This window comes from Streptomyces malaysiensis subsp. samsunensis, from assembly GCF_024519315.1.
Classification (GTDB): domain Bacteria; phylum Actinomycetota; class Actinomycetes; order Streptomycetales; family Streptomycetaceae; genus Streptomyces; species Streptomyces malaysiensis.
In genome coordinates this window covers 1-24401 of sequence record NZ_JANIIC010000084.1, presented here as the reverse complement: position 1 = coordinate 24401, position 24401 = coordinate 1, and the positions used below count along the sequence as shown (strand labels likewise).

Genomic DNA, 24401 nt, shown 5'->3' with positions numbered 1-24401 from the left:
CGCTTGTCTTATGGCTGCCAAGGAATGCCAGATTCAGATACCCGTTACTAGGCTGTTGACTGCCGGAAGTTGGCCCAATGATACTGGCCCATGCCATAGGCGTAGGCGAGATGGTACAAAGCTCCCCGCCCGCGCAGCGATCATGCTTTAGCACATGCGGTGGGCCATCCGGCGCGAGCCGCTTTCACCACTGACTCACCGGCACCGAATCGAACCGGAGTCATTATGAAGTCCGATGTGAGCGGCACCCGAGGACTGTTGCGCCTGTCGGCGCTCGCCGTGGCCGGCGTCATGGTGCTCGGGGCCGCGGCCTGCACCGACAACCGTCCCGACGCCGGCGGCCGTGACACGCACCCGGTTGTGAAGAAGCGGAGCGTCGGCCCCGGCAAGTCCGTCACGGACAAGCAGATCCCGCAGCTCAAGGTGGGTGTGATCGGCAAGGTGCCCACCCTGGACCCCAAGTCCAACATTGGCTCGGGGCTGTACACCAACACCCTCGGCCTGGAATCGCTGCTGCGGATCGGCTCCAATGGGCGCCTGGAGCCGTGGCTGGCCACCGGTTATGAGCAGAAGAGCGACAAGGTCTATGAGTACCGGTTGCGCAAGGGCGTGAAGTTCTGGGACGGTTCGGAGCTGACGTCCGACGACGTGAAGTACTCCTGGGACCACTACCGCTTCGATGGGAGCACGCGCAGCCGGTACTTCCGCAATGTCGCGGACATTTCCACCCCGGACACGTACACGGTCCGGGTCGAGCTCAAGACCCCGGACGGCTCCTGGAAGTACACCCCCGCGATGTTCTGGTCGGTCATTTTCCAGAAGAAGTTCGCGCAGGAGCACAAGAAGAGCCACGGCAAGCCCGGGACGCTGCTGGTCGCCACCGGCCCCTGGAAGTTCGACAGCCTGAACCCCACCAGCGGCATGGAGCTCTCCGCCAACCCGTACTACTGGGGCGGCAAGCCCCCCATCGGCAGGATCTCGGTGAAGTCCTACGCCGATGACAACAGCATGGCGCTCGCGCTGCGCGCCGGCGAGATCGACCTCTCGCCGAGCATCGGCTCGCCCAAGGGCTTCAACGCCACCGCGGGCAAGAATTCGGTCACCACTGTGGCGATCTGCGCGACGACGCTGCTCAGTATGCCGACGAAGAATGCGCCGTGGGACGATGTCCACGTCCGCCGGGCGGTCGCGTACGGGCTGGACCGCAAGAACATCATCGCGTCCACCCAGGGCCGCGCCGGCGCACCGCTGCAAATGCTGATCTCACCCATCCTTATGCGCCCGCTGGGCAGCAAGGAAGAGGTCGACAGTGCGCTGGCCACCATCCCGGTGCACGATCACGACCTCGGCAAGGCCAAGGCGGAGCTGGCCAAGTCCAAGGTGCCCAACGGGTTCAGCGGCACCTTCGTGACCCCCCAGTCCATGGCCCCCACCTCCGAGGTGATCGTCGATCAGCTGAAAAAGGTCGGCATCAACCTCAAGCTCAAGAGCATGACCGACACCACCTGGGCCGCCCTCATCACGGGCCCGGCGGACAAGCGGCCGATGACCATCGCCGAGACCGGAGCGTGTTCCCCGGACCCGAGCTGGGACGACATATTCCTGGGCAAGGCCAACACCGCCGTCGGCGGCCTGAACCTCGCCAACTACACGCCGCCGGAGGTCGACAAGCTCCTCGCCTCCGGGCTCACCACGAATGAGCCCAAGAAGCGCCTGCAGATCTACACCGATCTGCTGCGGCGACTGGGCAAGGACCTGCCGTACGTGCCGCTCTACGCCGAGGGCAACCACTACGCGTCCATGAAGTACGACATCGTGGGCTACGACAGCTTCTGGATGAACATGCCGTGGGCGCTGAACGTGGTGGCCAAATGAGCCTCAAGGCCACGCTCCTCTTCATCGTCAGACGGCTGGCCGCGATGGCCGTACTGATGGTCGTGCTCTCCTTCGCGGTGTTCTCGCTGGTTTACCTGGCGCCCGGCGACGCCGTCGACGCCCTGCTCGGGGGCAAGTCGAGCACACCCGAGCTGGTGGCATCCCTGAAGGAGGAATACCACCTCAACGAGCCCTTCTTCACTCAGTACTGGATCTGGGCGCGGGACGCGCTGCACTTCGACTTCGGGGCGTCGACGCAGACCACGCTGCCGGTCACGGACGAGATCGGCGCGCGCTTCGGCTCCTCGGTCTTCCTCGGCGTCTACGCCTACGTCCTGACCCTCCTGTTCGGCGTCGTGCCGGGCGTCATCGCCGCGCTGCGGAGGCGCCGGGCCGTCGACCGCGGCCTGGTCGCCGGGGCTGTCGTCACGCTGAGCACGCCACCGTTCGTCCTCGGCATCCTGCTGCTGTACCTCTTCGCGGTGGTGGTCCCCGTCTTCCCCGCGGCCGGGAAGGGGGAGGGCTTCCTCGACCAGTTGTGGCATCTGACGCTGCCGGCCGTCGCGCTCGCCCTGACGATCTCCGCCTTCCTCCTGCGCCACACCCGGGCATCGATGATCGGCGTGCTGGACCAGGACTATGTGGCGTTCGCGCGGGCGCGGGGCCTGGCATCGCGGCGGATCATGCTGCGCTATCTGCTGCGCAACGCCCTGATCCCGGTGGTCACCGTCAGCGGCGTGCTGCTGACGTACTTCGTCACCGGCGCCGTGCTCGTGGAGTCCACCTTCTCGCTCGGCGGGCTCGGCGAACTCCTGGTGCAGTCGGCCGAGTCGGGTGACCTGCCCATGATCCAGGGGTTGACGCTCATCATCGCCGTGATCATCATCTCAGCCAATCTGCTGGCCGATCTTGCCTATATGGCGATCGATCCCCGGATCCGATTCGAAAGGCGCTCCTGATGGTGGAAGGCGTCGTCTCGCTCACCAAGACCTTCGAGGCCCGGGCCAAATCGCCCGCGAAGCGGCGACGGCTGATGCCGGTCTCCATCGCGCTGTGCTTCTTCTTCCTGGCGATCATGGTGCTCATGGTGCTGTTCGGCCCCCTGCTCGCGCCGCACGACCCACAGGCTCAGAACGCCCTGGCCGGCTCGGCCGGGCCCAGCGCGGAGCACTGGCTCGGCACCGACATGCTGGGCCGGGACGTCTTCTCCCGGCTGGTTTCCGGCGCCCGGTCCGCGATCAGCGGGCCGCTGGTGATCGCCATCGGCGCCCTGGTCTGCGGCAACATCCTCGGCCTGCTCTCCGGTTACCGCGGCGGAATCCTCGACTTCGTCATCATGCGCTGGGTCGATCTGATGGTTGCCATGCCGTCACTGCTGGTCATCATCGTGGCGGCCGGCGCGCTGGGCGGCGGGTACTGGATGGCGGTCGCCCTGCTCGGCGTTTTGTCGGTGCCCTTCGATACCCGGGTGATACGTGCCGCCACCCTCGAGCAGATGCCCCGCCCGTACGTCGAGGCCGCCAAGGCCCTCGGGGTGCCGAACAGGCGCATCATGTTCCTCCACATCTGGCCCAACATCGCGGCCACCGCCTTCGCGAACACCTTTCTCGTCTTCGCGGGCTCGCTCATCGCCCTGTCCGGCTTGTCCTTCCTCGGCATGGGAGCCGAGCCCGGCACCCCGGATTGGGGCCAGATGCTGGCCGAGAACCAGTCACTGCTGTTCGCCAACCCCGTAGCCAGCATCGCCCCCGGCGTAGCGATCATCCTCGCCGCCACCGCGACGAATCTGATCGGCGACTGGACCTTCGAGAAGATTTCGAGCCGAGGAGCCACCCGATGAATGACTCCATCGAGCAACCAGGGGCACCGGGCGCGCCCGTGCTGAGCGTGCGCCGGCTGAAGATCGGGCGTGCCGGTCTGGGTGGCGCCGGGGCGATCGTCTCCGCCAACGAGTTCGACCTGGCCGCGGGGGAGAGCATCGGCATCGTCGGCGAGTCCGGCAGCGGCAAGTCGATGACGGCCAAGGCCCTGACCGGGCTGCTGCCGCCCGGTGTTGTCGCGAACGGAGTCGCCGAGTACGGCGGCCGGAACCTGCTCGGGTTCTCCGAGCGGGAATGGCGTTCCATCCGCGGCAGCGAGATCTGCACCGTCATGCAGGACCCCTTCACCATGCTCAACCCGGTGATGCGCTGCGGCCACATCCTGCAGGAGTCAATGGCACCCGGCCGCCGCCTGAGCCGCGCGGAACGCCGCGCGGAGTCCGTCCGCCGGCTCGCCGAAGTCGGCATCACCGACGAATCGGTGGTCGACCGCTATCCCTTCCAGCTCTCCGGCGGCATGCGCCAGCGCGTCGCCATCGCCGCGGCGCTGGCCCGCGACCCGAAGGTGCTCATCGCCGACGAGCCGTCCACCGCGCTGGACGTGGTCACCCAGCGCGAGGTGTTGGCGCTGATCAAGCGGATTCAGCAGGCCCGCGGCATGAGCCTGATCCTGATCACGCACGACCTCCGGGTCGCCTTCGCCACCTGCGACCGCATCCACGTGCTCTACGCGGGCGCGCTGGTCGAGGCCGCCGGCGCCGGCGCGATGCAGAGCGAGCCGCTGCACCCCTACACCCAGGGCCTGCTGCTGTCCGAGCCGCCCGCCGACCGCCGGGTGCGCGAGCTGGTGGCCATCCCCGGCTCGGTGCCCTCGGCGGGCGAGGTGCAGGACCGCTGTCCGTTCGCTACGCGCTGCCAGTGGGTGGCGGAGGTGTGCCGGGACGGCGTTCCCGAACTCCAGGCGGTCGCGGACGGCCACGAGTCCCGGTGCGTGCGGCTCCCGGAGATCCGTACCGAGATGGCCGAGATCCGGGCTCGGGCGGTCGAGCCCGCGCCCGCGCTCCCGGACGGTCGCACCGGAGCCGCGCTGGTCGAGGTGGAGCACATCGAGAAGGTTTTCAACAGCGGCAGCCGCACCGTCCGCGCGGTCGACGACGCCTCCCTGGTCGTACGCGACGGGGAAAGCGTCGGCATCGTGGGGGAGTCGGGCTCCGGGAAGACCACCCTCGCCCGGATGCTGGTGGGCCTGGAGACGCCGACCGCCGGGGACATCCGCATCGACGGCATCTCGGTACGCGACTGGCGCGCACTCGGCGACCAGGACCGGCGCAAGCTGCGCAAGACCGTGCAGATGGTGTTCCAGGACCCGTACTCGAGCCTCAACCCGATGCGGTCCATCGGCTGGACCCTCAAGGAAGCCATCACCACGCACCAGAGCGGCCCGGCGGACATCGCCGGGCGAGTGAGCGACCTCCTCGAATCCGTGGGCCTGCACCGCGAGTACGCACAGCGCCGGCCGTCCGCCCTCTCCGGCGGCGAGCGCCAGCGCATCGCCATCGCGCGGGCGCTGGCGGCCGGACCCCGCCTGCTGATCTGTGACGAGCCGGTGTCCGCCCTGGACATGTCGGTGCAGGCGCAAATCCTCAACCTGCTGGAGCACCTGCGCACCGAGCGCGGCATCAGCTACCTCTTCATCACCCACGACCTGTCGATCGTCCGGCAGGCATCCGATTTCCTCTATGTGATGAACGGCGGCCGGGTCGTCGAATCCGGCCCGACGGAAGCCGTCCTGGACCACCCCCAACACGCCTACACGGGCGAACTCCTGCGCTCCGTACCGCGCTCCGACGGCAACTGGCTCGGCGCGTCCGCATGACCGAGCCCACCCCCGCCCCGGCCGACGACCAGGAGGCACCCGCCATGACGTCCGACCTGCACGCCCGGTACGCGAAGGCCGAGGCACTGCTGAAGCACAACCTGAAAAAGCTGATCACGTCGCCGCGCGTCACGGCGAACTGGATCGGCGAAACCGACAGCTTCTGGTACCGGAACGAGACCGGCGACCGGCACGCATTCGTGCTCGTCGACGCGGCGGCCGGCACGAAGCGTCCGGCCTTCGACCACGACCGACTGGCCGAGGCGCTCGCCGGCGTCCTCGGCGAGAAGCCGGACCCGAAGGCGCTGCCGCTGGCCGACGCCGAGTTCCGCGATGGCACGGTGCACGTCGTGGTGGGACGGAAGGAGATCGCGGTCTCGCTCGACGGCTACGAGGCCACTGTGGTGGGTGAGGTCCGGATGGACGAGGCGACGTCACCCGATGGCCGGTGGGCGGTCGCGCTGCGCGAGCACAACCTCTGGATCCGGGACATCACCACGGGCGAAGAACGGCAGCTCACCACCGACGGGGCGGAGGCGTACGAGTACGGGGTGTCGACCGACGCGGCCGCGGGTCGAGTCCTGCTGGAGTATCTTGGCCTCGATACGCCACCGTCGGTGGTGTGGTCGCCGGACTCCACCCGCTTCGTCACCCACCGGCTGGACCAGCGCGAGCTGGAGCTGATGCACCTGGTCCGCTCCGTGCCGCTGGACGGCGGCCGGCCGAAGCCGATGACGTACCGGTACGCGGTGGCGGGCGACGAGCACATCGCCACCTCGGACTTCTTCGTCTTCGACGCGGCGACGGGCACGTCGGTCAAGGCGCGGTGCGCGCCGGTCGACGCGTCGCTCGTCCCCGCGATCGACTACGGCTTTGTGTGGTGGAGCGAGGACCAAGCGCGGGTGTACTGGGTCTCCGGTGACCGCGGCGATCATCACGTCGCCCTGCACGCCCTCGACCCGGACACCGGCGAAGTGACCGTGCTCGCCGAGGAGCGCAGCGACTCGCAGATCAGCCTCGGCCCGCAGCAGATGGACTGCAATGTGCGGGTCCTGTCGAACGGCGACGTGCTGTGGTGGTCGCAGCGCAGTGGCTGGGCCCACCTCTACCGTTACTCCACGGACGGCACGGTCACCACACTGACCTCTGGCGACTGGACGGTCCGGCACATCGTCACGGTCGACGAGGCGGCCCGCCGGGTGGTGTTCACCGCCGGCGGCCGCGAGCCCGGCTCCGATCCGTACCTGCAGCAGCTGTGCTCGGTCTCCCTCGACGGCGGCCAGGTCACCGCGCTCACCTCGGACGGCCTGGACCACCACGCCCAGCCGTCTCCCTCCGGCCGGTTCTTCGTCGACGTCGCCTCCCGCTGGGACACTCCGGCCGTCTCGGTGCTGCGCGACCGCTCCGGCGCGGTCGTGCTGGAGCTGGAGCGGGCCGACGCCACGGCGCTGTACGCGGCCGGCTGGGCCCCGCCCGAGCGCGCGGTGGTGAAGTCCGCCGACGGCGAGACCGACCTCTACTGCGCCATTTACCGGCCGCACGACTTCGACCCCGACCGGAAGTACCCGGTGGTCGAGGAGATCTATCCCGGGCCGCAGATCTCCTGCGCCCCGCTGCGCTTCCCGCTCTCGGGCGGCCCGCTCACCGGGGCGATGTTCGGCGCCGGCGGGGTCTTCGCGGCGCTCGGCTTCGTTGCCGTGGTGGTCGACGGGCGGGGCAGCGCCCTGCGCTCCAAGGCATTCCAGGACGACGCCCGCCGGTCCGGCGACGCCCGCTTCGTCGACGACCACGTGAGCGCCGTCCGCCAACTCGCGGAGGCCCGGCCCTGGATGGACCTGGACCGGGTCGGCATCTACGGCCATTCGGCCGGCGGCTACGCCTCCACCCGCGCCATGCTGCAGGAGCCCGACTTCTACAAGGTCGCGGTGTCCTCGGGCGGCAACCACGACAACCGCATCAACCACGCGTGGTGGGGCGAGAAGTACTTCGGCCTCAAGGGCGATTTCGACTTCGACCGGCAGACCAATGTCGCACTGGCCGGCAACCTCAAGGGCAAGCTGCTGCTGGTGCACGGCGAGATGGACGACAACGCCGTGCCGCACGGCACGATGCGGCTCGTCGACGCGCTCATCAAGGCCAACAAGGATTTCGACCTGCTCATCCTCCCGAACGCCTGCCACCACATGGTTCCGGGTGCCGCCTACTGGAACCGGCGCCGCTGGGACTACTTCGTACGGCACCTGATGGGCGAGACGCCGCCGGACTACCGCATCGCCGAGTTCCCCAACCCCGACTTCGTCCTCGCCTGACCCGCGCATCCGTGACGTCCCCGTCGAGTACCTGGCCGCCGACGACGAGGGCCACGGATGTCAGGACCCCGGGAACCTCTTCACCATGTTCCACGCCATCGAGCGCCACTTCGGCGCCCACCTCGGTGGTCGTACCGCACCGCGAGCAAAGGAGCAGCAGACGTGAGCGACGACGAGCAGCAGACCAAGGCGGACCACAAGCCCCCGCGCGCGGCCTCGACCACGGGGACGTGGAACGACCTTGCCTACACGGCGACCGCCGAATGGCTCGTTCTCCGCAAGAAGGAAAAGCCCACGGCAGAAATCTTCTCGGTCGCGTACATCGCGCAGGACGCCGGCGCCGAGCGACCCGTGACCTTCGTCTTCAACGGCGGCCCCGGAGCATCATCGGCGTATCTGCACCTCGGCGCGGTCGGCCCGCGGCGGGTCGAATTCCCCGCCGACGGGACCATACCGGCGATGCCACCGAAGCTCGTGCACAACGAGGACTCGTGGCTCGCCTTCACCGACATCGTCCTGGTCGACCCCGTCGGCACCGGCTTCAGCCGCGTCATCGAATCGGACGCGGCGAAGAACGACGGGACGGGCGACGGCGCGGACCAGGGCCCGCATCAGTACTTCGGCACCGTCCGCGACCTGGACGCGATGAGTGAGTTCATCAGCCGTTGGCTGTCGGAGAACGGCCGCTGGGGCTCGGCGCTCTTTGTCGCCGGCGAGAGCTACGGCGGTTACCGGGCCGGGCGGCTGACCCGCCATCTGCAGGAGGCGGCGGGCGTCGGCCTGAACGGCGTGATCCTGATCTCGCCCGCGCTTGAACCCGGCATGCTCAGCACCGTCTTCGGCTGGGGCGACTACGCCGTGGAGCCGTGGATCGACACCCTGCCGACCATGGCGGCCACCGCGGCCCACCACGGCCGCTCGCGCGCGTATCGGCCTGGTACCCCGCTCGCGGACGTGCTGCGCGGGGCCGAGGAGTTCGCGACCGGCGACTACGCCTCGTTCCTCACCCGCGGCGCCTCGATGCCGGCTGCGGATCGCGAGCGGGTGATCAACCGGTACTCGGACCTGACCGGCCTCGACCCGGAGTTCGTCGACCGGGCCGAAGGCCGCGTCCGGGTCAACCGGTTCAAGCGGGAGCTGCTGAAGGACCGGCGCGCGGTCGTGGGCGCCTACGACGCGACGATCACCGCGCCGGACCCGTTCCCGGACCGGGACACGTACGAGGGGGCCGACCCGACGCTGACCGCCATGAACGCCGTCTACACGGCCGCGATCAACCGCCAGCTGCGCTCGGAGATCGGCGTCGAGACCGACCGCAGATACGAGCTGATCAGCTCGGACGTCATCACCAACTGGAAGAACGACGACGCCGAGTACTACCTCCAGGGCTGCCCGGGCGCCACCGACGACTTCCGGTACGGCATGGCGATGAACCCGCACACCAGGGCGTTCATCACGCACGGCTGGTACGACATTATGACGCCCTACTACATGACCGAACGGCTGCGGAACCTGATGCGCCTCGATCCGGGCGTGGCCGACCGGCTGACCGTGCGCCACTTCGGCGGCGGCCACATGTTCTACGCCTGGCAGGAGAGTCGGCAGGCATTCTCCGCCGCGATCGCCGCGTTCATGGCCGAGGCGATGTGACAGAGCTGATCGTCCACGACGCCACCCTCCTCGACCGGTGGCCGGGAACCCGCGGGCGGACCTGTCGCTGCCGGCCGACTCCGGCGTCGGCATCGATCTCATCCTGCGGGGCGGCGAGGTCATGCACCACGCACCGAGATTGGCCTACTTGGCTCAGCCAAAACTTCATCTGAGGAGTCAACGTGATCAACAGCTATGTCGGAGGCGTCGTCTACGACGTCATGGCCCACCACGCGATGCCAGGCAATCGCGCTGAGGTGCTGCGCGATACGTACATCCCGCGCTGGCGGGCGGGGAAGCTGGACGGTGCCGTGGTGCAGGTACACAACTGGCAGGTGATCGGCAGCTACTTCGCCGAGATCGCCCGCTCCGAAGGCGAAATCACCTACTGCACGACCCGGGCGGACTTCGACAACCGCCCCGAGGGATCCTTCGGGCTCTTCTTCTCCCTGGAGGGCCACGGCGACCTCGCCGGCGACCTCGAGGCGCTCTATGCGCTCGACGCGCTCGGCGTCACCACCTTCACCTTCTCGCACAACCTGCAGAACCTGCTGTGTACCGGCAGTAACGAACGCTTCGGCGAGGGCGGCTTCAGCCACCTCGGCAAGGCGACGCTCAAAGAGCTGGAGCAGACCAGCCTGATGGTCGACCTCGTACACATGTCGCGGGCGTCGTTCTGGGACGCCCTCGACCTCTACGACGGCGACCTGTTCGTCTCCCACTCCAACGCCGACGCGCTCTGCCCGCACCCCCGCAACCTCACCGACGACCAGATCAAGGCGGTCGCCGAACGCAACGGCGTGGTCGGGCTCAACACCTTCCGCGGCTATGTCGCGCCCGACCCCACGAAGGCGACCCTGTCCGACCTGCTCGACCACGCGATGCACATGTACAACCTCATCGGCCCCGAGCACATCAGCATCGGCGCCGACTACTGCGAATCCCCGGTCGAGATGCTCGTGCCGATCCTGGACATGGTCGACCCCGAGGGTGCCCACGGCATCAAGGGGCGCGGCCGCGAACTGTACGAGTTCGGCCCCGACGGCATCGAGGACGCCGGACACCTCGGCAACCTCGCCGCCGGCCTCGCCGAGCGCGGGCTGCGGCAGGACGAGATCGACCTCATCTGCGGCGAGTCGTATCTGCGCATGCTGGAGCGCGCCCGGCCGGGTGAGCAGCATGGCTGAGGGCTGGGAGTACGACCTCGTACCGATGCCCGACGGCCGGGTGACCGAGATCCTGACCTACGGCACCGGAACCGCCGGCACGCTCCTCTGCCACGCCGGCACCCCCGGCGGCCTGGTGCCCAGAGCGCCGTTCGCCAAGGTCTGCGACGAGTTCGGCCTGCGGTACGTGATGGCCGGACGCCCCGGCTACGGGAAGAGCTCGCCGCGCCCGGGGCGGGTGATGGCGGACATCGCCGAGGACATGGCCTGCGTGCTCGACCACCTCGGCGTCGACACCTTCCTCACCATGGGAGGCTCCGGCGGCGGCCCCCACGTCCTCGCCTGCGCCGCGCTGCTCCCGGAGCGCTGCGAGGCCGCGGCCGCCCTGGTCAGCCCGGCCCCGATCGACGCCGACGGCCTCGACTACTACGCCGGCATGGGTCCGGAGAACGTCGAGGAGTGGAAGCTCGCCGAACAGGGGCGGGCGGCGGTCGAGCCGTGGCTGAAGAAGACCGTGGCCGGCTGGGGCGAGATCACCGCCGCCGACTTCGTGGCCGCCTACCACGGCGCGCTGCCGCCGGTCGACCGCGAACTGTGCACCACCGAGTACGGCGACCTCATGATGTCCTGGCTGCGCAAGGCGACCTCGACCGGGGTTGAGGGCTGGCTGGAGGACGACCTGGCCCTCGTCACGCCCTGGGGCTTCGACCTCGGATCCATCACCACCCCGGTCACCATCTGGACCGGCAAGCTCGACCAGATGGTCAGCTACGAGCACTGCGTCTGGCTCGCCCGCGCCATCCCCGGCGCCGACCTGCACGTCATCGCCGAACACGGCCATCTCAGCGTGCAGCACGTATATCTGCCGGACATCGTCGAAGACCTGCTTCGCACAAGGAGGAGGAGGTCATGACGCTCGCCCCCATCATCCCGATCGAGGACTTCTTCAAAAGCCCGGTCGCCACGGGCGGTTCGATCTCGCCGGACGGCACGAAGATCGCCTACCTCGCCCCGGAGCAGGGTCGGCTGAACGTCTGGATCCGCGGCGTCGACACCGACGACGCCGTATGTGTCACCCACGATCACCACCGCGACGTCCACGGCTACCACTGGACGGTCGACCCGCGCTGGCTGCTCTACACCCAGGACGGCGACGGCGACGAGAACTGGCATATCTTCCGCGTCGACCTGGAGAATCCGGACGCCCCGGCGGTGGACCTCACTCCGTTCCCCGGAGTCCGCACGCTGGACTTCTGGCAGCCCAGCGGTCTGCCCGGCACCATCGTCGCCGTGCTGAACCGGCGCCGGCTCGACCTGCTCGACGTGCACCGCATCGACATCGCGACCGGCGAGATCACCACCATCGCGGAGAACCCCGGCCACATCAGCGACTGGTTCGGCGGCAGGCAGGGCGAGTTGTTCGCGACCGTGATCCCCGCGACCGGCGGCCACGAGATCCACGCCTGGGACCCGGACACCGGCACCTCGCGGCTGATCACCGCATACGACGGCGCCGACCTGCCGATGGGGCTCACTCCGACCTGTGTCACCCCCGACGGCACCGGCATCTGGCTCGGCTCCAACCGCGACAGCGACCTCATCCGCCTGGTCCGGCTCGACGTCGCCACCGGCGAGGAGACGGTCGTCGACAGCCACCCCGCATACGAGATCGACACCCGCGGCGCCGTCTTCCCGGCGATCCCCGGCCCCCTCATCCGCAGCGAACGCACCGGCGAGCTCCTCGCGGTCCGCTATCTGGGAGAGCGGCAGGTCATCCACGCGCTCGACCCGCACTTCGCCGCGGTGTACGAGCAGTTGTCCCGGCTCTCCGACGGCGACCTGGCCTTCGTTTCCTCCGACGAGGCTGAGCGGCGCTGGGTGGTGAGCTTCACCCACGACACAGACCACGGCGTCACGTACTACTACGACCACGAGACCGGCGAGAGCCGCGAGCTCTTCCGCCCGTACCCGCACCTCGACCCCGCCGCGCTGGCCGACAAGCGCCCGGTCGCCTTCACAGCGCGCGACGGGCTGACGGTGCACGCGTACCTGACGCTCCCGGTGGGCGTCGAGCCCGCGCGGCTGCCGCTGGTGCTGGTGGTGCACGGTGGGCCGTGGTTCCGGGACGGCAACGGATATGAGCCACGGGTGCAACTGCTGGCCAACCGCGGTTACGCCGTGCTGCAGGTGAACATGCGCGGTTCCTCCGGATACAGCAAGGCGTTCACGCGGGCCGCCCTCCACGAGTTCGCGGGCCGGATGCACGACGACCTGATCGACGCGGTCGACTGGGCGGTGAAGGAGGGCTACGCCGATCCGGCCCGCGTCGGCATCTTCGGCGGGTCCTACGGCGGCTATTCGGCACTCGTGGCCGTCACCTTCACTCCGGACGTCTTCGCGGCTTCGGTCGACTTCTGCGGCATCTCCAATCTGGCGAACTTCATGCGCACGCTGCCGGAGTTCGCCCGCAACCAGATCGGCAACAACTGGTACATGTACGTCGGCAACCCGGACATCCCGGAGGAAGAGGCCGACATGCTGGCCCGCTCGCCGATCAGCAAGGTGGACCAGGTCCGTACCCCACTCATGGTCATCCAGGGCTCCAACGACGTACGTGTGGTGCAGGAGGAGTCGGACCTGATGGTCGAGGCGGTGCGCGCCCGCGGGGTGGAGGTCGAGTACCTGGTCAAGGCGGACGAGGGGCACCGCTTCCAGAACCCGGAGAACCTCATCGACGTATACCGGGCGATGGAGCGCTTCCTCGGCCGTCACCTGGGCGGCCGACAGTCCGAGAGGGAGGGGTAGCCGATGACCCGTCTGCACGACGAGGCCCTGGTGGCCGATCTGCACAATGACCTCATCCTCCTGGTGGACCATTTCGACCACCGCGGCCGACCGGACTACTTCGGCGACTTCTGGTTGCCGGAGTTGCGTGCCGGCGGTGTGAACGTCCAGGTGTTGCCGGTCTACATCGACGAGCAGTTCCAGTCCGAGGGGGCGCTGCGCCGGACACTGCTGCTCATCGAGCGCATCCACCGTCTGGCGGAGCAGTATCCGCAGTTGGTCGTGTGCCGCACCGGTTCCGACATCGCGCGGGCAGTAGCCGACGGACGCATCGCGCTGGTCATCGCCCTCGAAGGCGCGCACGCCCTCGGCCAGGACCCGGAGTTGATCCGTACGATGGAGCGGGTCGGCGTGCGGGTGGTGTCGCTGGCGCACATGGGCCGCACGCTGCTCGCCGACGGCAGCGGCGTCGACGACTCGTCTTGCGGCGGGCTCACCCCGCAGGGCCTGGAAGTCCTGGCGGAGATGGAGCGCCTGGGCATCGTCTACGACCTCAGCCACCTCGGTATCGTCGGGGTCGAGGATGTACTGGAGCATGCCAGTCGCCCGCTGCTGGCGACGCACTCGGCGTGCCGTGCCGTCACCGACATCCATCGCAACCTCACCGACGCCCAGCTCAAGGGCGTCGCCGACCTCGGTGGAGTCATCGGGGTGGCGGCAGCCATCCCGCCCTTCATCGACCCCGGCCGCCCCACGGCCGCCCGGGTGGTCGACCACATCGAGCACCTCGCCTCGGTCGCCTCGATCGACGCCATCGCGCTCGGCCCGGACTTCGTCGACGACTACTACCAGGAGGTCTACGGCGGCTGGGCGATTCCCGGCATGGAGGTCACATGGGAGGACAGCGAGATCCGGCGGCCCTCCGACCTGCCCAGGATCACCGAGGAGATGGCGGCCCGCGGCTTCACCGACACCGACATCACGAAGGTGCTCGGCGGCAACGCGATGCGGGTGCTCGACGAGGTGATGGGCATACCCGCAGCGACCTCAGCGCCGTAGTATGACGACGCTGATCATCGGTCGACGCGGTTGGCCGAACTCGTGATGGCCTTCGAGTACGGCGACCCGGAACTAGTGCCGCGTCCGCCAAGGTTCGCCCGTAGCGAGGCGTCCCGGTGCGGTCAGCTGCGAGGCGCCGAATCGGCATCGAGGGGCACCGCCCGGACGACGTCTGGGGGCGGGCCTCCTCGATCGATTCGGCGACGCCGCCGGGGGCACCTTGGGGAAGTAGGCGATCTCGTCGGGCTTGCTGATGCTGCGGCGGGCCAGTGCCCACCGCCTGCGGATCACAGCGGTGCCCTGGTGGTCGAACTCGGCTACCGCGCGCAGTTCGTGGGCTGCCCAGTGGCAGAGCCGTGGCCCTTTCGCGCCGTCACCGCACGAGACCGGCTCCCATACCTCGTCGGGTGCCTGGGCGAAGAGGTAGTCGATGCGAGGGCCGAAGACGTGCTGGGACTTGGGTACGGCGAGTACGTAGCTCGGACCGGGCTGTGCCGGCATGCGGCGGAAGCGTCCTTCAGCTCCGAACTGCGCCCCCTCCTCGCCGGAACCGCCATCACCCTGACTGGCCACGGCGTGCTGAACGGTCAATCGATCACCATCGTGGACGGCCGGGTCAGCAAGAGGGCGCCTCTTGAGTGGCACCGGACAACGAGCCCCATCCCCGACGGTCGGGACCAAACAGGTCTCTCGGGACCGGCCACCTGCCACACTCACGCCCCCATGGAAGACGTCGTCAACCGTCACATCGCCTGATCGGAAAGGTTGGACATGAAACGACAACGCATCATCGGCGTGGGTGTGGCCCTCGCGGCCCTCCTCGGCTTCGGAGCTTCCCCTGCCCCGGCGCTCACCGCATCAGCAGCCGCTGCCGATCGGCCACCGGCCCAGGTGCAGTGGGGCGCGTGTCCCGACGACGTCGTGGCCGAAGCCGCACCGACGAAGCTGGACTGCGCGACCGTGCCCGTACCAGTGGACTACACCAAGCCCAAGGGCGACCGAATCGACCTCATGGTCTCCCGGCTGGCCAGCACCACCCCTAAGAAGCGGCGCGGCATCCTCATGCTCAATCCAGGCGGCCCCGGCGGCTCCGGGCTCACGCTCTCCGCGGTGTTGGTTCGCCTGGGCCTGCCGGCCAGCGTCACCGACGCCTACGACATCATCGGCATGGACACCCGCGGCGTCGGACACTCGGGAACGGTCTCGTGCGGCTTCACGGACGACAGCCCGTACTACTCCAACATCCCGCCCTACGCGGTCGACGACGCGGCGGTCACCGCGCAGGCAAAGATCGTCAAGCAGGTGGCCGAGCAGTGCGCGAGCCATGACCGCGACGACCGGCTCCGCCATCTGACGACGGCGAACATGGCCCGCGACCTGGACCGCATCCGGGCCGCGCTCGGTGAGAAGAAGACCAGCTTCCTGGGCTACTCCTACGGCTCGGCGCTGGGCGCCGCCTACGCGTCGATGTTCCCCAAGCGCTCCGACCGGATCGTGCTCGACAGCAACATCGGCGACACTCACCTCGACCGCGACGGCCTGCGCCGCTTCGCTCTCGGAATGGAGGACACCTTCCCCGACTTCGCGAAGTGGGCGGCCGCGCGGCACGACACCTACGGCCTGGGCGCCACTCCCGCGCAGGTGCGCGAGACGTACTTCAGCATCGCCGAGCGACTCGACAAGGAGCCCGAAGCGGGGCTCGACGGCGGCCTCTTCCGGCTCAGCACCTTCGGCGACCTTTTCGCGGCGAGGCTGTACCCAGAGCTGGCCGAGTTTTGGCAGTCGATGCTGTCGCCGACCACGACCGCAACCAGGCAGTCGACGCTGTCGCGGACCATGACCGCAACCAGGCAGTCGATCCTGTCGCAGACCACGACCGCAACCACCAGTGCGCCGTCGCCGTACGACAACTTCCTCTCGGTATTCGTGTCCGTGACCTGCAACGATGTTAAGTGGCCCCAGGATATCGACACATACCGCCGCGCAGTCGCCGAGGACCGCATCCGCTACCCGCTGTTCGGCGCCGCTGCGGCCAACATCACCCCCTGCGCCTTCTGGCCGCACTCTCCGGCCGAACCACCGGTCGCGATCAACGACGAGGGTCCGCGGAACGTGCTGATCGTCCAGAACCTCCACGACGTGCCGACACCGCATCGCGGCGGGGAGTTGCTGCGGCAAAAGTTCGAGGACCGGAGCCGACTGCTCAGTGTCGACGGCAGCGGGCACGGCGTCTACGTGGTCGGCCGCAACTCCTGCGCGCTGTCCACCACCACGCGCTTCCTCGTCAAGGGCGTCATGCCGGCCAAGGATATGCTCTGCAGCGCGGGATGAACTCCCGTAGTCACCACGAAAGTAGGAGCAGCACCCCATGATACGGAGACGACCCTCGCTGCGAGGGAGCCGCACGACAGCCGTGGCACTGAGCGTCGCCGCGCTGCTCGGGCTGACGGGCACGACGGCCGCCGCGCCACGCTCGAGTTCCGCACCGGTGCCGAAGATCGACTGGCAGTCGTGTGGCGAGCTCAAGCTTGCCGACTTCCAATGCGCGACAGTTGAGGTGCCGACGGACTACGACAACCCGGACGGCGAGACGACCACGATCGCTCTGACGCGGCTGCCGGCAACCAATCCTGAGCGCCGCATCGGTTCGCTGTTCACCAACCCCGGCGGTCCGGGCTACTCCGGCGTGGAATTCGTCCAGGCCGCGGGCAAGACCGCGTATCAGCCCAGCGTGCGGGAGCACTTCGACATCATCGGCTTCGACCCACGCGGCGTCGGCGCTTCGGACCCCGTCACCTGCTTCGCGAACGCGGAAGAGGAGGCGGCAGCGCTGGCCCGCATGCCTCAGTTCCCCGTCACCTCGGCGGAAGAGAAGCGCTTCACCCGCGACATGCTCGCGTTCGCCCGGAGCTGCATGAAGCGATCCGGCGATCGCATCGTGCACGCCTCATCCGCCAATGTCGCTCGGGACATGGACCTGCTCCGCGCTGCGGTCGGCGACAAGAAACTCACCTTCGCCGGTTACTCCTACGGCACCTTCCTCGGCGCGACCTACGCGAAACTGTTCCCCCACAACGTCCGGGCGCTCGTACTCGACGGCACCCTGGAACCGGAGAGCTACTCGGGATACAACGGCGACCCACGCCCTGTGGTGGCGCGGATCGGCTCGGGTCCCGCAGCGAGCCGCACTTATGGGGAGTTCCTGCGGCTGTGCAAGGCGGCGGGGCCAGACCAGTGCGCGCTCGCCGGACTCGGCGATCCACGGACGGTAATGGAACACACCCTTGAGCGGCTCAAGTCTGAGCCGGTGACGATCGATCCACCAGACGGACCTCCCGTCAAGATCACGTACTCGGATGCTGTCGTACAGCTCTTCCTCGGTCTGTACTTCCCCAGCGGCTGGCCGGCCCTCGCCGAAACGTTCGCGACGCTGGCCACGCCCAGCCACACGCGTAAAGAGGCGACGGCGGTTTCCAAGTACCTGAGCACCCTACGCAGGAGCGAGGACTATCCCTCGGACGGCGCAGCTCTGGGCCCCATGTGTGTGGACACCCTGAACACATTCCGACCGAGGGACCTGCCTGCATTGGCCGCCGCTGAGGATGCCAAGGCGCCTCATTTTGGGCGCCTTCGTGCCTGGGGCGGCCTCCCGTGCGCGGTGATCGGCAATGAGGACGATGATGCCCACCTGGGCGACTGGGAGCAGACAGTCGACAAACCCGTCTTGGTGATCGGCAGCCGCTTCGACCCTGCGACCCCGTACGAGGCCACCCGCCCATTCGCCGACAAGTTCCCCAACGCGCGCGTCGCGACCTTGGAGGGATGGGCGCATGGAGGCTCGTTCTTGCAGGGCAAGTGCATGGACTCGCTGGTCACACGGTATTTGGTGGAACTCAAGGCCACCGACGGCGCGAGCTGCAAACCGGACGTACTCCCGTTCACCAAGCAAGCCGCCGAACGCTTCCCGGAGCATGCGCTCCTCGCGCCCGCCCCGTAGCGCCGTTCAGCGGACCGGTGGGTGACCATGCCATAGGCCGGGCGCGTTCGCCGCGTCGAATGCAGCGTTCGCGCCCGCGGTGCTGTTGGGAGGGCTTCTCCTACCCGCCGACGGTGCTCACCGGCGTCGACGATTCCATGCTGGTGATGACCGAGGAGACGTTCGGCCCGATCGCGCCGGTCGCCGTCGTGGCCGACTTCGCCGCCGGGCTCGAACGGGCCGCCGCCTCCCGCTACGGCCTCGCCGCGACGGTCTACACCGACGACCCGGACCACATCGCGGCCGCGTCCCGGCTCCCGGAACGGCCGCGGTCCTTCCCACTCCGCATCCGTCAGATCACCCCGCCCCATGCCACATCAGCGACCCAAACCCGAGACAGTCACATGATCGGCCGGACAAGTCCTGGACGAGTCATTCCCAATGCTGATGGTGCGTCCGGGAACGCAGGCAGGGTGTCCAAGATCGTTCTGCTGGACGAGCGCGAGGTGCTGACGGCGATGCTGGACCGCGAACCGGACGCGGTCACCGACCGGCCCGGCCTGCTGTTGATCGCGGACAAGGGCTTCGCCTCCAAGGAGTTCGAGGCCGATCTGGCCCTGCGCGGGGCAGAGCTGCTGCGGCCATCGTTCAAGCGGGAGAAACGCCGCAAGGGCGAGTCCCTGCTGGAGTCGGTGCGACAGCTGATCGAGTCGGTGAAGGACACCCTCAAGGGCCAGCTCGACCTGGAACAGCACGGCGGCCGGACCTTGAAGGCGTCGCCGGCCGCGTCGCTCAGCGCGTCCTCGCGCTGGCCGCGGCGATCTGGCACAACCACAAGACCGGGCAGCCGGTCATGCGATCCCTGATCGCCTACGACCACTGATCACATCGGAATGACTCGTCTAGAAGGGCCGGCACGTCGAGATCCGCGCCGGGGAGCAGCGGTCCGCAGCGTCGGCGTTCAGCGCGTGCCGTTCAGGTTCGTCGCCTGGAGCCAATACGTTAGCGCGGTTAGACCTATTGGAATAGGCCAAGAAGTGCCCTACTCTCTGGCCATGCTTTCGGACCATACGCTTCCGACGATCCTGGCCCACTGGGCGGAGCGCGCGGCCGAGCGGGAGTTCCTGCAGTTCGGCGACGAACCGGCGTGCACCTTCCTCGACATGGAGTTCACCACCAACCGCGTGGCCCGCAGCCTGCGCGGCTACGGAGTCCAAACCGGCGACCGGGTCGCCATGCTGCTGCCGAACCGCATCGAGGTGGTGCACACCTGGTTCGGCGCGGCCAAGCTCGGTGCCATCGAGGTCCCGGTCAACATCGAGCTGAAGGGCAAGCTGCTCGCCCACGTCCTGTCCAACTCCGGTGCGGGCGTGCTGGTGTGCGATGTGAGCCTCCTGGAGCAGCGCGTCGAGATCATCAATGTGATACCGGACCTGCACACCGTCGTCATCGTGGGCGGATCGCCCGAGCAGGCGCGTGCCGCGGGGCTCACCGTGCGGCGGGTCGTTCCCTTCGCCGAGCTGCTCACGGCGGACAGCACCCCCGTGCGGTCGGACGTGCGGCACACCGACCCCATGGCCATCCTCTACACGTCGGGAACGACCGGCCCCGCCAAGGGCGTTGTGCTGTCCCACCAGCAGTACTTCCTCTGGGTGCAGCTGTATGCGCGGAGCCTGGGACTCACTCGCGAGGACTCCTACTTCTCGCCGCTGCCGCTCTTCCACGCCGACGCCCAACTCTGGGGCGTGTACTTCCCGCTGGTCTTCGGGACGAAGGGCACCTTCCAGCAGCGGTTCAGCGTCAGCCGGTTCTGGCCGCAGGTCCGGGCGAGCGGCGCCACCGCGACCAATCTGCTGGGCGCCATGGCGCAATTGCTGTGGAAGGCCCCGGCCACGGCGGACGACACCGAGCACTCGCTGCGTATCGCCCAGGCCCTGCCCATGATCCCGTTCAAGCGGGAATTCGAGAGGCGCTTCGGGCTGCAGCTGGTCACGGCCTATGGCCAGACGGAGACGAACTGGGTCTCGTACGACACCACCCGGGAATCGCGGCCCGGATCGGCCGGCAAGGTGGCCTCCGAGCACTTCGAGGTGCGGATCGTCGACGAGCTCGACGAACCGCTCCCTCCCGGTGCGACGGGCGAGATCGTCGTCCGCCCGAAGCATGCCTGGAGCATCTCGCTCGGCTACCACGCGATGCCCGAGGAGACCCACCGGGCGTGGCGCAATCTGTGGTTCCACACGGGCGACGCGGGCTACCTGGACGAGGACGGCTGGCTGTACTTCGTGGACCGCATCAAGGACGTGATCCGCCGCCGTGGCGAGAACATCTCCGCCTTCGAGCTCGAGTCCGTGGTCAACGACCACCCGGCCGTCCGGGAGTGCGCCGCGATCGCGGTCTCCTCCGAGCTCAGCGAGGACGACGTGATGCTGATCGCCGTCGCCGAGCCGGGCGTCGCCCTGGACGCTGCCGAGTTGCTCGCCTACTGCCGGCGGCAACTGCCCAAGTACATGGTGCCGCGCTATCTGGAGATCGTCCGCGAACCGCTGCCACGCACCCCGACCGAGAAGATCTCAAAGCCGGATTTGCGCCGGCGTGGACTCACCCCGGCGACCTGGGACACCGAGCGCGGCGAGGTCGCGGAAGGCGGGGCCGTCCGGTGACGTACCCGCCCACACCGCTGCCCGCGGAGTTCCTCCGCCGCCCGCACTCGGTCGCGCATGCCGTCGCCGCCTTCCTGGCCCGGTCCGGCGTGGAGCGGATCTACGGCCTCACCGGCAGTCACATAAAGCCGCTCTGGGACGAGGCCACCCGGGCGGGGCTGCGCGTGCTCGACGTACGGCATGAGGCGGCGGCCGTGCACATGGCCCAGGCGGACGCGGAGCTCACCGGTGAGCTCGCGGTCGCCGTCGTGACCACGGGGCCGGGGCTGGCGAACGCGGTGCCCGGCATCGCCGCCGCCCACCAGGCCCGGGTGCCGGTGCTGATCCTCTCGGCGCTGCCGCCCAGCGCCCAGTTGGGCCTGGGGGCTCTGGAGGAGCTCGACCAGGCCGAGTTGGTCCGGTCGATCACGCGGCTGGCGGCCACCGTCCGGCACCCGCGCCAGTTGCTGCCGCTTCTGCACGCCGCCTTCGGAGCCGCGATCGGCGACGAGGCGCCCCCCGGCCCGGCCTTTCTGGACTTCCCCACGGATCTGCTGCGGGGGGAGTCGACGTGGAGCCGGGCCGAGCAGATCAGCGGCGCGCCGCGCGCTCCCGGGCCGATCGCGCCCCTGCCGGCAGCGATCGACGCCGCGGCGGCGGCCATACGGTCGAGCCGGCGGCCCGTCGTGATCAGCGGCCGCGGGGCCAGAGCCGCACAGCCGACGCTGGGGCGGTTCCTCGCGACCAGCGGCGCACTGTACCTCGACACCCCGGAGAGCAGGGGGCTCGTACCCGACGACCACCCCGCGTATGTGCCTGCGGTGCGGTCGGCGGTCATGGGCGGCGCGGACACGGTCATCACCGTCGGCCGGCGCCTGGACTTCGCTCTCGCCTACGGATCGAACGCGGCCTTCCCCGACGCCACCACCTTCATCCGGATCGGCCGCCACACGGCGGAACTCACTGCGAACCGCGTCGGCGACGTGCAGGTCAAGGCCGACGCCGGCAGCGCGCTGGAGCTCCTCGCAGCGAGGGACGCCGCACCCACCGCCCCGGACACCGGGTGGCTGAGCGAGATGCGGGATCGCAATGCGCAGCGCCGCAAGCGCTGGGGCGAGCGTGCCCGCGGCGAGCCCACCGGCCCGGACGGCGCCATCCACCCGAACGCGATGCTCAGCGTGATCAACGAGACGCTCGTGGACCGGGACCCGATCGTCATCGCCGACGGTGGCGACACCCTGTCGTTCGCCCGCGTCGGACTGGTCCCGCCACCACGCCTGGACACCGGCACCTTCGGCCTGCTGGGCGTCGGCGTGCCCTTCGCCGTCGCCGCATCCCTGATCCATCCCGAGCGCACCGTGGTCGCGGTGATCGGCGACGGGGCGTTCGGCTTCAACGCGATGGAGCTGGACACGGCCCGGCGCTCCGGTGCCAGACCGGTCTTCGTGATCTCCAACAACCGAGCCTGGAACATCGAGCGTATGGACCACGTCGCCAACTACGCGGGGAATCCGCGCTTCAACACCGAGCTGCCCGGCTGCCGCTACGACCAGTTGGCCCAGTCCCTCGGACTGCACGCGCAGCGGGTGACCTCCCTCGATCGCCTGGGCCCGGCGCTGCGCGATGCCATCGCGCACGCACCGTCCTTGATCGATGTCAGTACCAGCGGCGAGATCCCCTCGCCCGACTTCGCCGCGGGCCTGGCCGACCTCCCCGACCTGCACGTCGTCAGGGGCTGGGACGAAGCCGAGCGCGCCGCCTCGGCCCACCACGAACGGAAAGGTTGAGCAGTGATCAACATCTATGTCGGCCCGGCCATCGGAAACGTGGTCAGCCTGCACGCGAGCGAGGGCCGCACCGCCCAGGCGCTACGCCGACACCACGTCCCGCGGTGGCGGCAGGGCGGCCTGACCGCCGGCGTCGTGCAGATCAGCGATTGGGCCACACTCGGCATCGTCCTGTCCGAGATCCACCGCTCCGAAGGCGAGTTGGTGCTCGTCACCAGTCGCGCCGAATACGAGAACCGGCCGCCCGGCGCCTTCGGGATCTTGCTGTCGATCGAGGGGTACACGTCGTTCGCCGGCGACTTCGACGCCCTCCACATCTTCGCCGAACTGGGCTGCACCGCCTTCACGTTCTCGCACAACGTGCAGAACCCGCTCTGCACCGGCGCCAACGAGCGCTTCGGCGACGGCGGCTTCTCGCACCTCGGCAAGGCCACTCTGAAAGAGCTGGAGAGCCTGCCCTTGATGGTCGATCTCGTACACACCTCTCGCGGGTCGTTCTGGGACGCACTCGACCTCTACCAGGGCGACCTCTTCGTCTCCCACTCCAACGCCGACGCCATCCGCCCGCACCCGCGCAACCTCACCGACGACCAGATCAAAGCCGTGGCCGGGCGCAATGGCGTCATCGGCCTGAACAGCTGCCGCGAGTATGTCGGCCGTGACCCCCTCCAGGCCAAGCTGTCCGACCTCCTCGACCACGCCATGCACATGTACGACCTGGTCGGGCCCGAGCACATCGCCATCGGCGCCGACTACTGGGAGGGCCCGATGGACATGCTGGCGTCCGTGATGAAGTCCGTCGACCCCGACGGCTCACACGGCCTGCGCGACACCGGCGCGCAGATCTACGGCCGCGGCCCGGAGGGCATCGAGGAGGCAGGCCAGCTCAACAAGCTTCCCGCCGGCCTTGCCGAACGCGGCCTCACCCTGGACGAGATCGACCTGATCTGCGGGGGCAACTACTTGCGGATGCTGGAGAGGACCCGGCCGTCCGCGTAGTGATACGCCAAGTGGGCAGCCGCTCTACCAGACCGGGGTTGGCGCGGAATGAGCTGCCCTCGGTTTCTTGGAGTCCCTGATGTCTGGGTTACGATCCCGGGCGTAAGGAGACACCAGCAGTGCCAGCACCACGCAAATACCCCGACGAACTGCGCGAGCGCGCGGTCCGTGAGGTCCGGGCCACAGGCCGGCCAGTCGCGCACGTTGCGAAGGACCTGGGCATCCACAAGGAAGCCCCGCGGACCTGGGTCCGCCAGGCCGAGGCCGATTCCGGCGAACGCGACGACCGGCTGACCACAGCGGAACGCGAAGAGCTGAGCCAACTTCGCGGGGAAAACGCCGAGTTGCGGCGAGCGAACGAGATCCTCAAAGCCGCGAGCATTTTTTCGCCCAGGAGATCGACCGTCCCCGGACGAGGCCGAGCAGGTGATTGAAGCTTCCCCTTGTGACTGGACACT

At 68.7% G+C, this 24401-nt stretch carries 16 protein-coding genes and 3 pseudogenes; 18 read left to right on the top strand and 1 reads right to left on the bottom strand.

What is annotated here, in order from left to right:
- The first annotated feature begins 237 nt into the window (after positions 1 to 237).
- The 10 genes from NQU54_RS42945 to NQU54_RS42900 all read left to right on the top strand — a co-directional run bounded on the left by NQU54_RS42945 (position 238) and on the right by NQU54_RS42900 (position 14539).
- Positions 238 to 1875, top strand: a complete 1638-nt coding sequence (locus tag NQU54_RS42945) for an ABC transporter substrate-binding protein (protein ID WP_257635735.1) — start codon at positions 238 to 240, stop codon at positions 1873 to 1875.
- Positions 1872 to 2834, top strand: coding sequence for an ABC transporter permease (locus tag NQU54_RS42940; RefSeq protein ID WP_257635734.1), 963 nt, complete (start codon positions 1872 to 1874; stop codon positions 2832 to 2834). Before NQU54_RS42945 ends, NQU54_RS42940 begins: the two co-directional genes overlap by 4 nt.
- Positions 2834 to 3715 carry an ABC transporter permease gene (locus tag NQU54_RS42935; protein ID WP_257635733.1) on the top strand — a complete coding sequence of 294 codons (882 nt, stop codon included), beginning with the start codon at positions 2834 to 2836 and terminating at the stop codon, positions 3713 to 3715. The genes NQU54_RS42940 and NQU54_RS42935 overlap by 1 nt, the downstream gene beginning before the upstream one ends.
- Positions 3712 to 5571 (top strand): dipeptide ABC transporter ATP-binding protein, encoded by a 1860-nt coding sequence (locus NQU54_RS42930; protein ID WP_257635732.1) that lies wholly within the window; start codon positions 3712 to 3714, stop codon positions 5569 to 5571. Before NQU54_RS42935 ends, NQU54_RS42930 begins: the two co-directional genes overlap by 4 nt.
- Positions 5568 to 7880 (top strand): S9 family peptidase, encoded by a 2313-nt coding sequence (locus tag NQU54_RS42925; protein ID WP_257635731.1) that lies wholly within the window; start codon positions 5568 to 5570, stop codon positions 7878 to 7880. The genes NQU54_RS42930 and NQU54_RS42925 overlap by 4 nt, the downstream gene beginning before the upstream one ends.
- Before the next feature lie 162 nt (positions 7881 to 8042).
- The gene (locus NQU54_RS42920) at positions 8043 to 9530 is read left to right on the top strand and encodes a S10 family peptidase (protein WP_257635730.1); all 1488 of its coding nucleotides are present in this window, start codon (positions 8043 to 8045) and stop codon (positions 9528 to 9530) included.
- A gap of 182 nt (positions 9531 to 9712) precedes the next feature.
- The gene (locus tag NQU54_RS42915; protein WP_257635729.1) at positions 9713 to 10717 is read left to right on the top strand and encodes a dipeptidase; all 1005 of its coding nucleotides are present in this window, start codon (positions 9713 to 9715) and stop codon (positions 10715 to 10717) included.
- On the top strand, positions 10710 to 11609 hold the full coding sequence (locus NQU54_RS42910) for an alpha/beta fold hydrolase (protein ID WP_257635728.1): 900 nt from the start codon (positions 10710 to 10712) through the stop codon (positions 11607 to 11609). Before NQU54_RS42915 ends, NQU54_RS42910 begins: the two co-directional genes overlap by 8 nt.
- Positions 11606 to 13501 carry a S9 family peptidase gene (locus NQU54_RS42905; protein ID WP_257635727.1) on the top strand — a complete coding sequence of 632 codons (1896 nt, stop codon included), beginning with the start codon at positions 11606 to 11608 and terminating at the stop codon, positions 13499 to 13501. The genes NQU54_RS42910 and NQU54_RS42905 overlap by 4 nt, the downstream gene beginning before the upstream one ends.
- A 3-nt stretch (positions 13502 to 13504) precedes the next feature.
- Entirely contained in the window at positions 13505 to 14539 is a 1035-nt protein-coding gene (locus tag NQU54_RS42900) for a dipeptidase (protein ID WP_257635726.1), read from the top strand.
- 210 nt (positions 14540 to 14749) lie between these two features.
- Here NQU54_RS42900 and NQU54_RS42895 read toward each other — a convergent pair.
- Positions 14750 to 15073 (bottom strand): annotated as a pseudogene (locus NQU54_RS42895) (IS701 family transposase); the annotation flags it as partial.
- 237 nt (positions 15074 to 15310) lie between these two features.
- Here NQU54_RS42895 and NQU54_RS42890 point away from each other — a divergent pair.
- The 8 genes and pseudogenes from NQU54_RS42890 (at position 15311) to NQU54_RS42855 (ending at position 24377) form a co-directional block, all read left to right on the top strand.
- Positions 15311 to 16870, top strand: coding sequence for an alpha/beta hydrolase (locus NQU54_RS42890; RefSeq protein WP_257635724.1), 1560 nt, complete (start codon positions 15311 to 15313; stop codon positions 16868 to 16870).
- Between the two features lie 82 nt (positions 16871 to 16952).
- Positions 16953 to 18536 (top strand): alpha/beta hydrolase, encoded by a 1584-nt coding sequence (locus tag NQU54_RS42885; RefSeq protein ID WP_257635723.1) that lies wholly within the window; start codon positions 16953 to 16955, stop codon positions 18534 to 18536.
- Between the two features lie 59 nt (positions 18537 to 18595).
- A pseudogene (locus NQU54_RS50625) lies at positions 18596 to 18811 on the top strand (aldehyde dehydrogenase family protein); the annotation flags it as partial.
- 195 nt (positions 18812 to 19006) lie between these two features.
- Positions 19007 to 19398: pseudogene (locus NQU54_RS50620) on the top strand (IS982 family transposase); the annotation flags it as partial.
- Between the two features lie 172 nt (positions 19399 to 19570).
- A complete protein-coding gene (locus NQU54_RS42870) occupies positions 19571 to 21178 on the top strand; it encodes an AMP-binding protein (RefSeq protein ID WP_257635722.1) in 1608 nt (535 codons plus the stop codon).
- Complete coding sequence (locus NQU54_RS42865; protein WP_257635721.1) at positions 21175 to 22944, top strand: 2-hydroxyacyl-CoA lyase; 1770 nt, start codon at positions 21175 to 21177, stop codon at positions 22942 to 22944. The genes NQU54_RS42870 and NQU54_RS42865 overlap by 4 nt, the downstream gene beginning before the upstream one ends.
- Before the next feature lie 3 nt (positions 22945 to 22947).
- Positions 22948 to 23943 (top strand): dipeptidase, encoded by a 996-nt coding sequence (locus NQU54_RS42860; RefSeq protein ID WP_257635720.1) that lies wholly within the window; start codon positions 22948 to 22950, stop codon positions 23941 to 23943.
- A 119-nt stretch (positions 23944 to 24062) separates the two neighbouring features.
- Positions 24063 to 24377 carry a transposase gene (locus NQU54_RS42855; protein WP_372506388.1) on the top strand — a complete coding sequence of 105 codons (315 nt, stop codon included), beginning with the start codon at positions 24063 to 24065 and terminating at the stop codon, positions 24375 to 24377.
- Positions 24378 to 24401 lie beyond the last annotated feature (24 nt).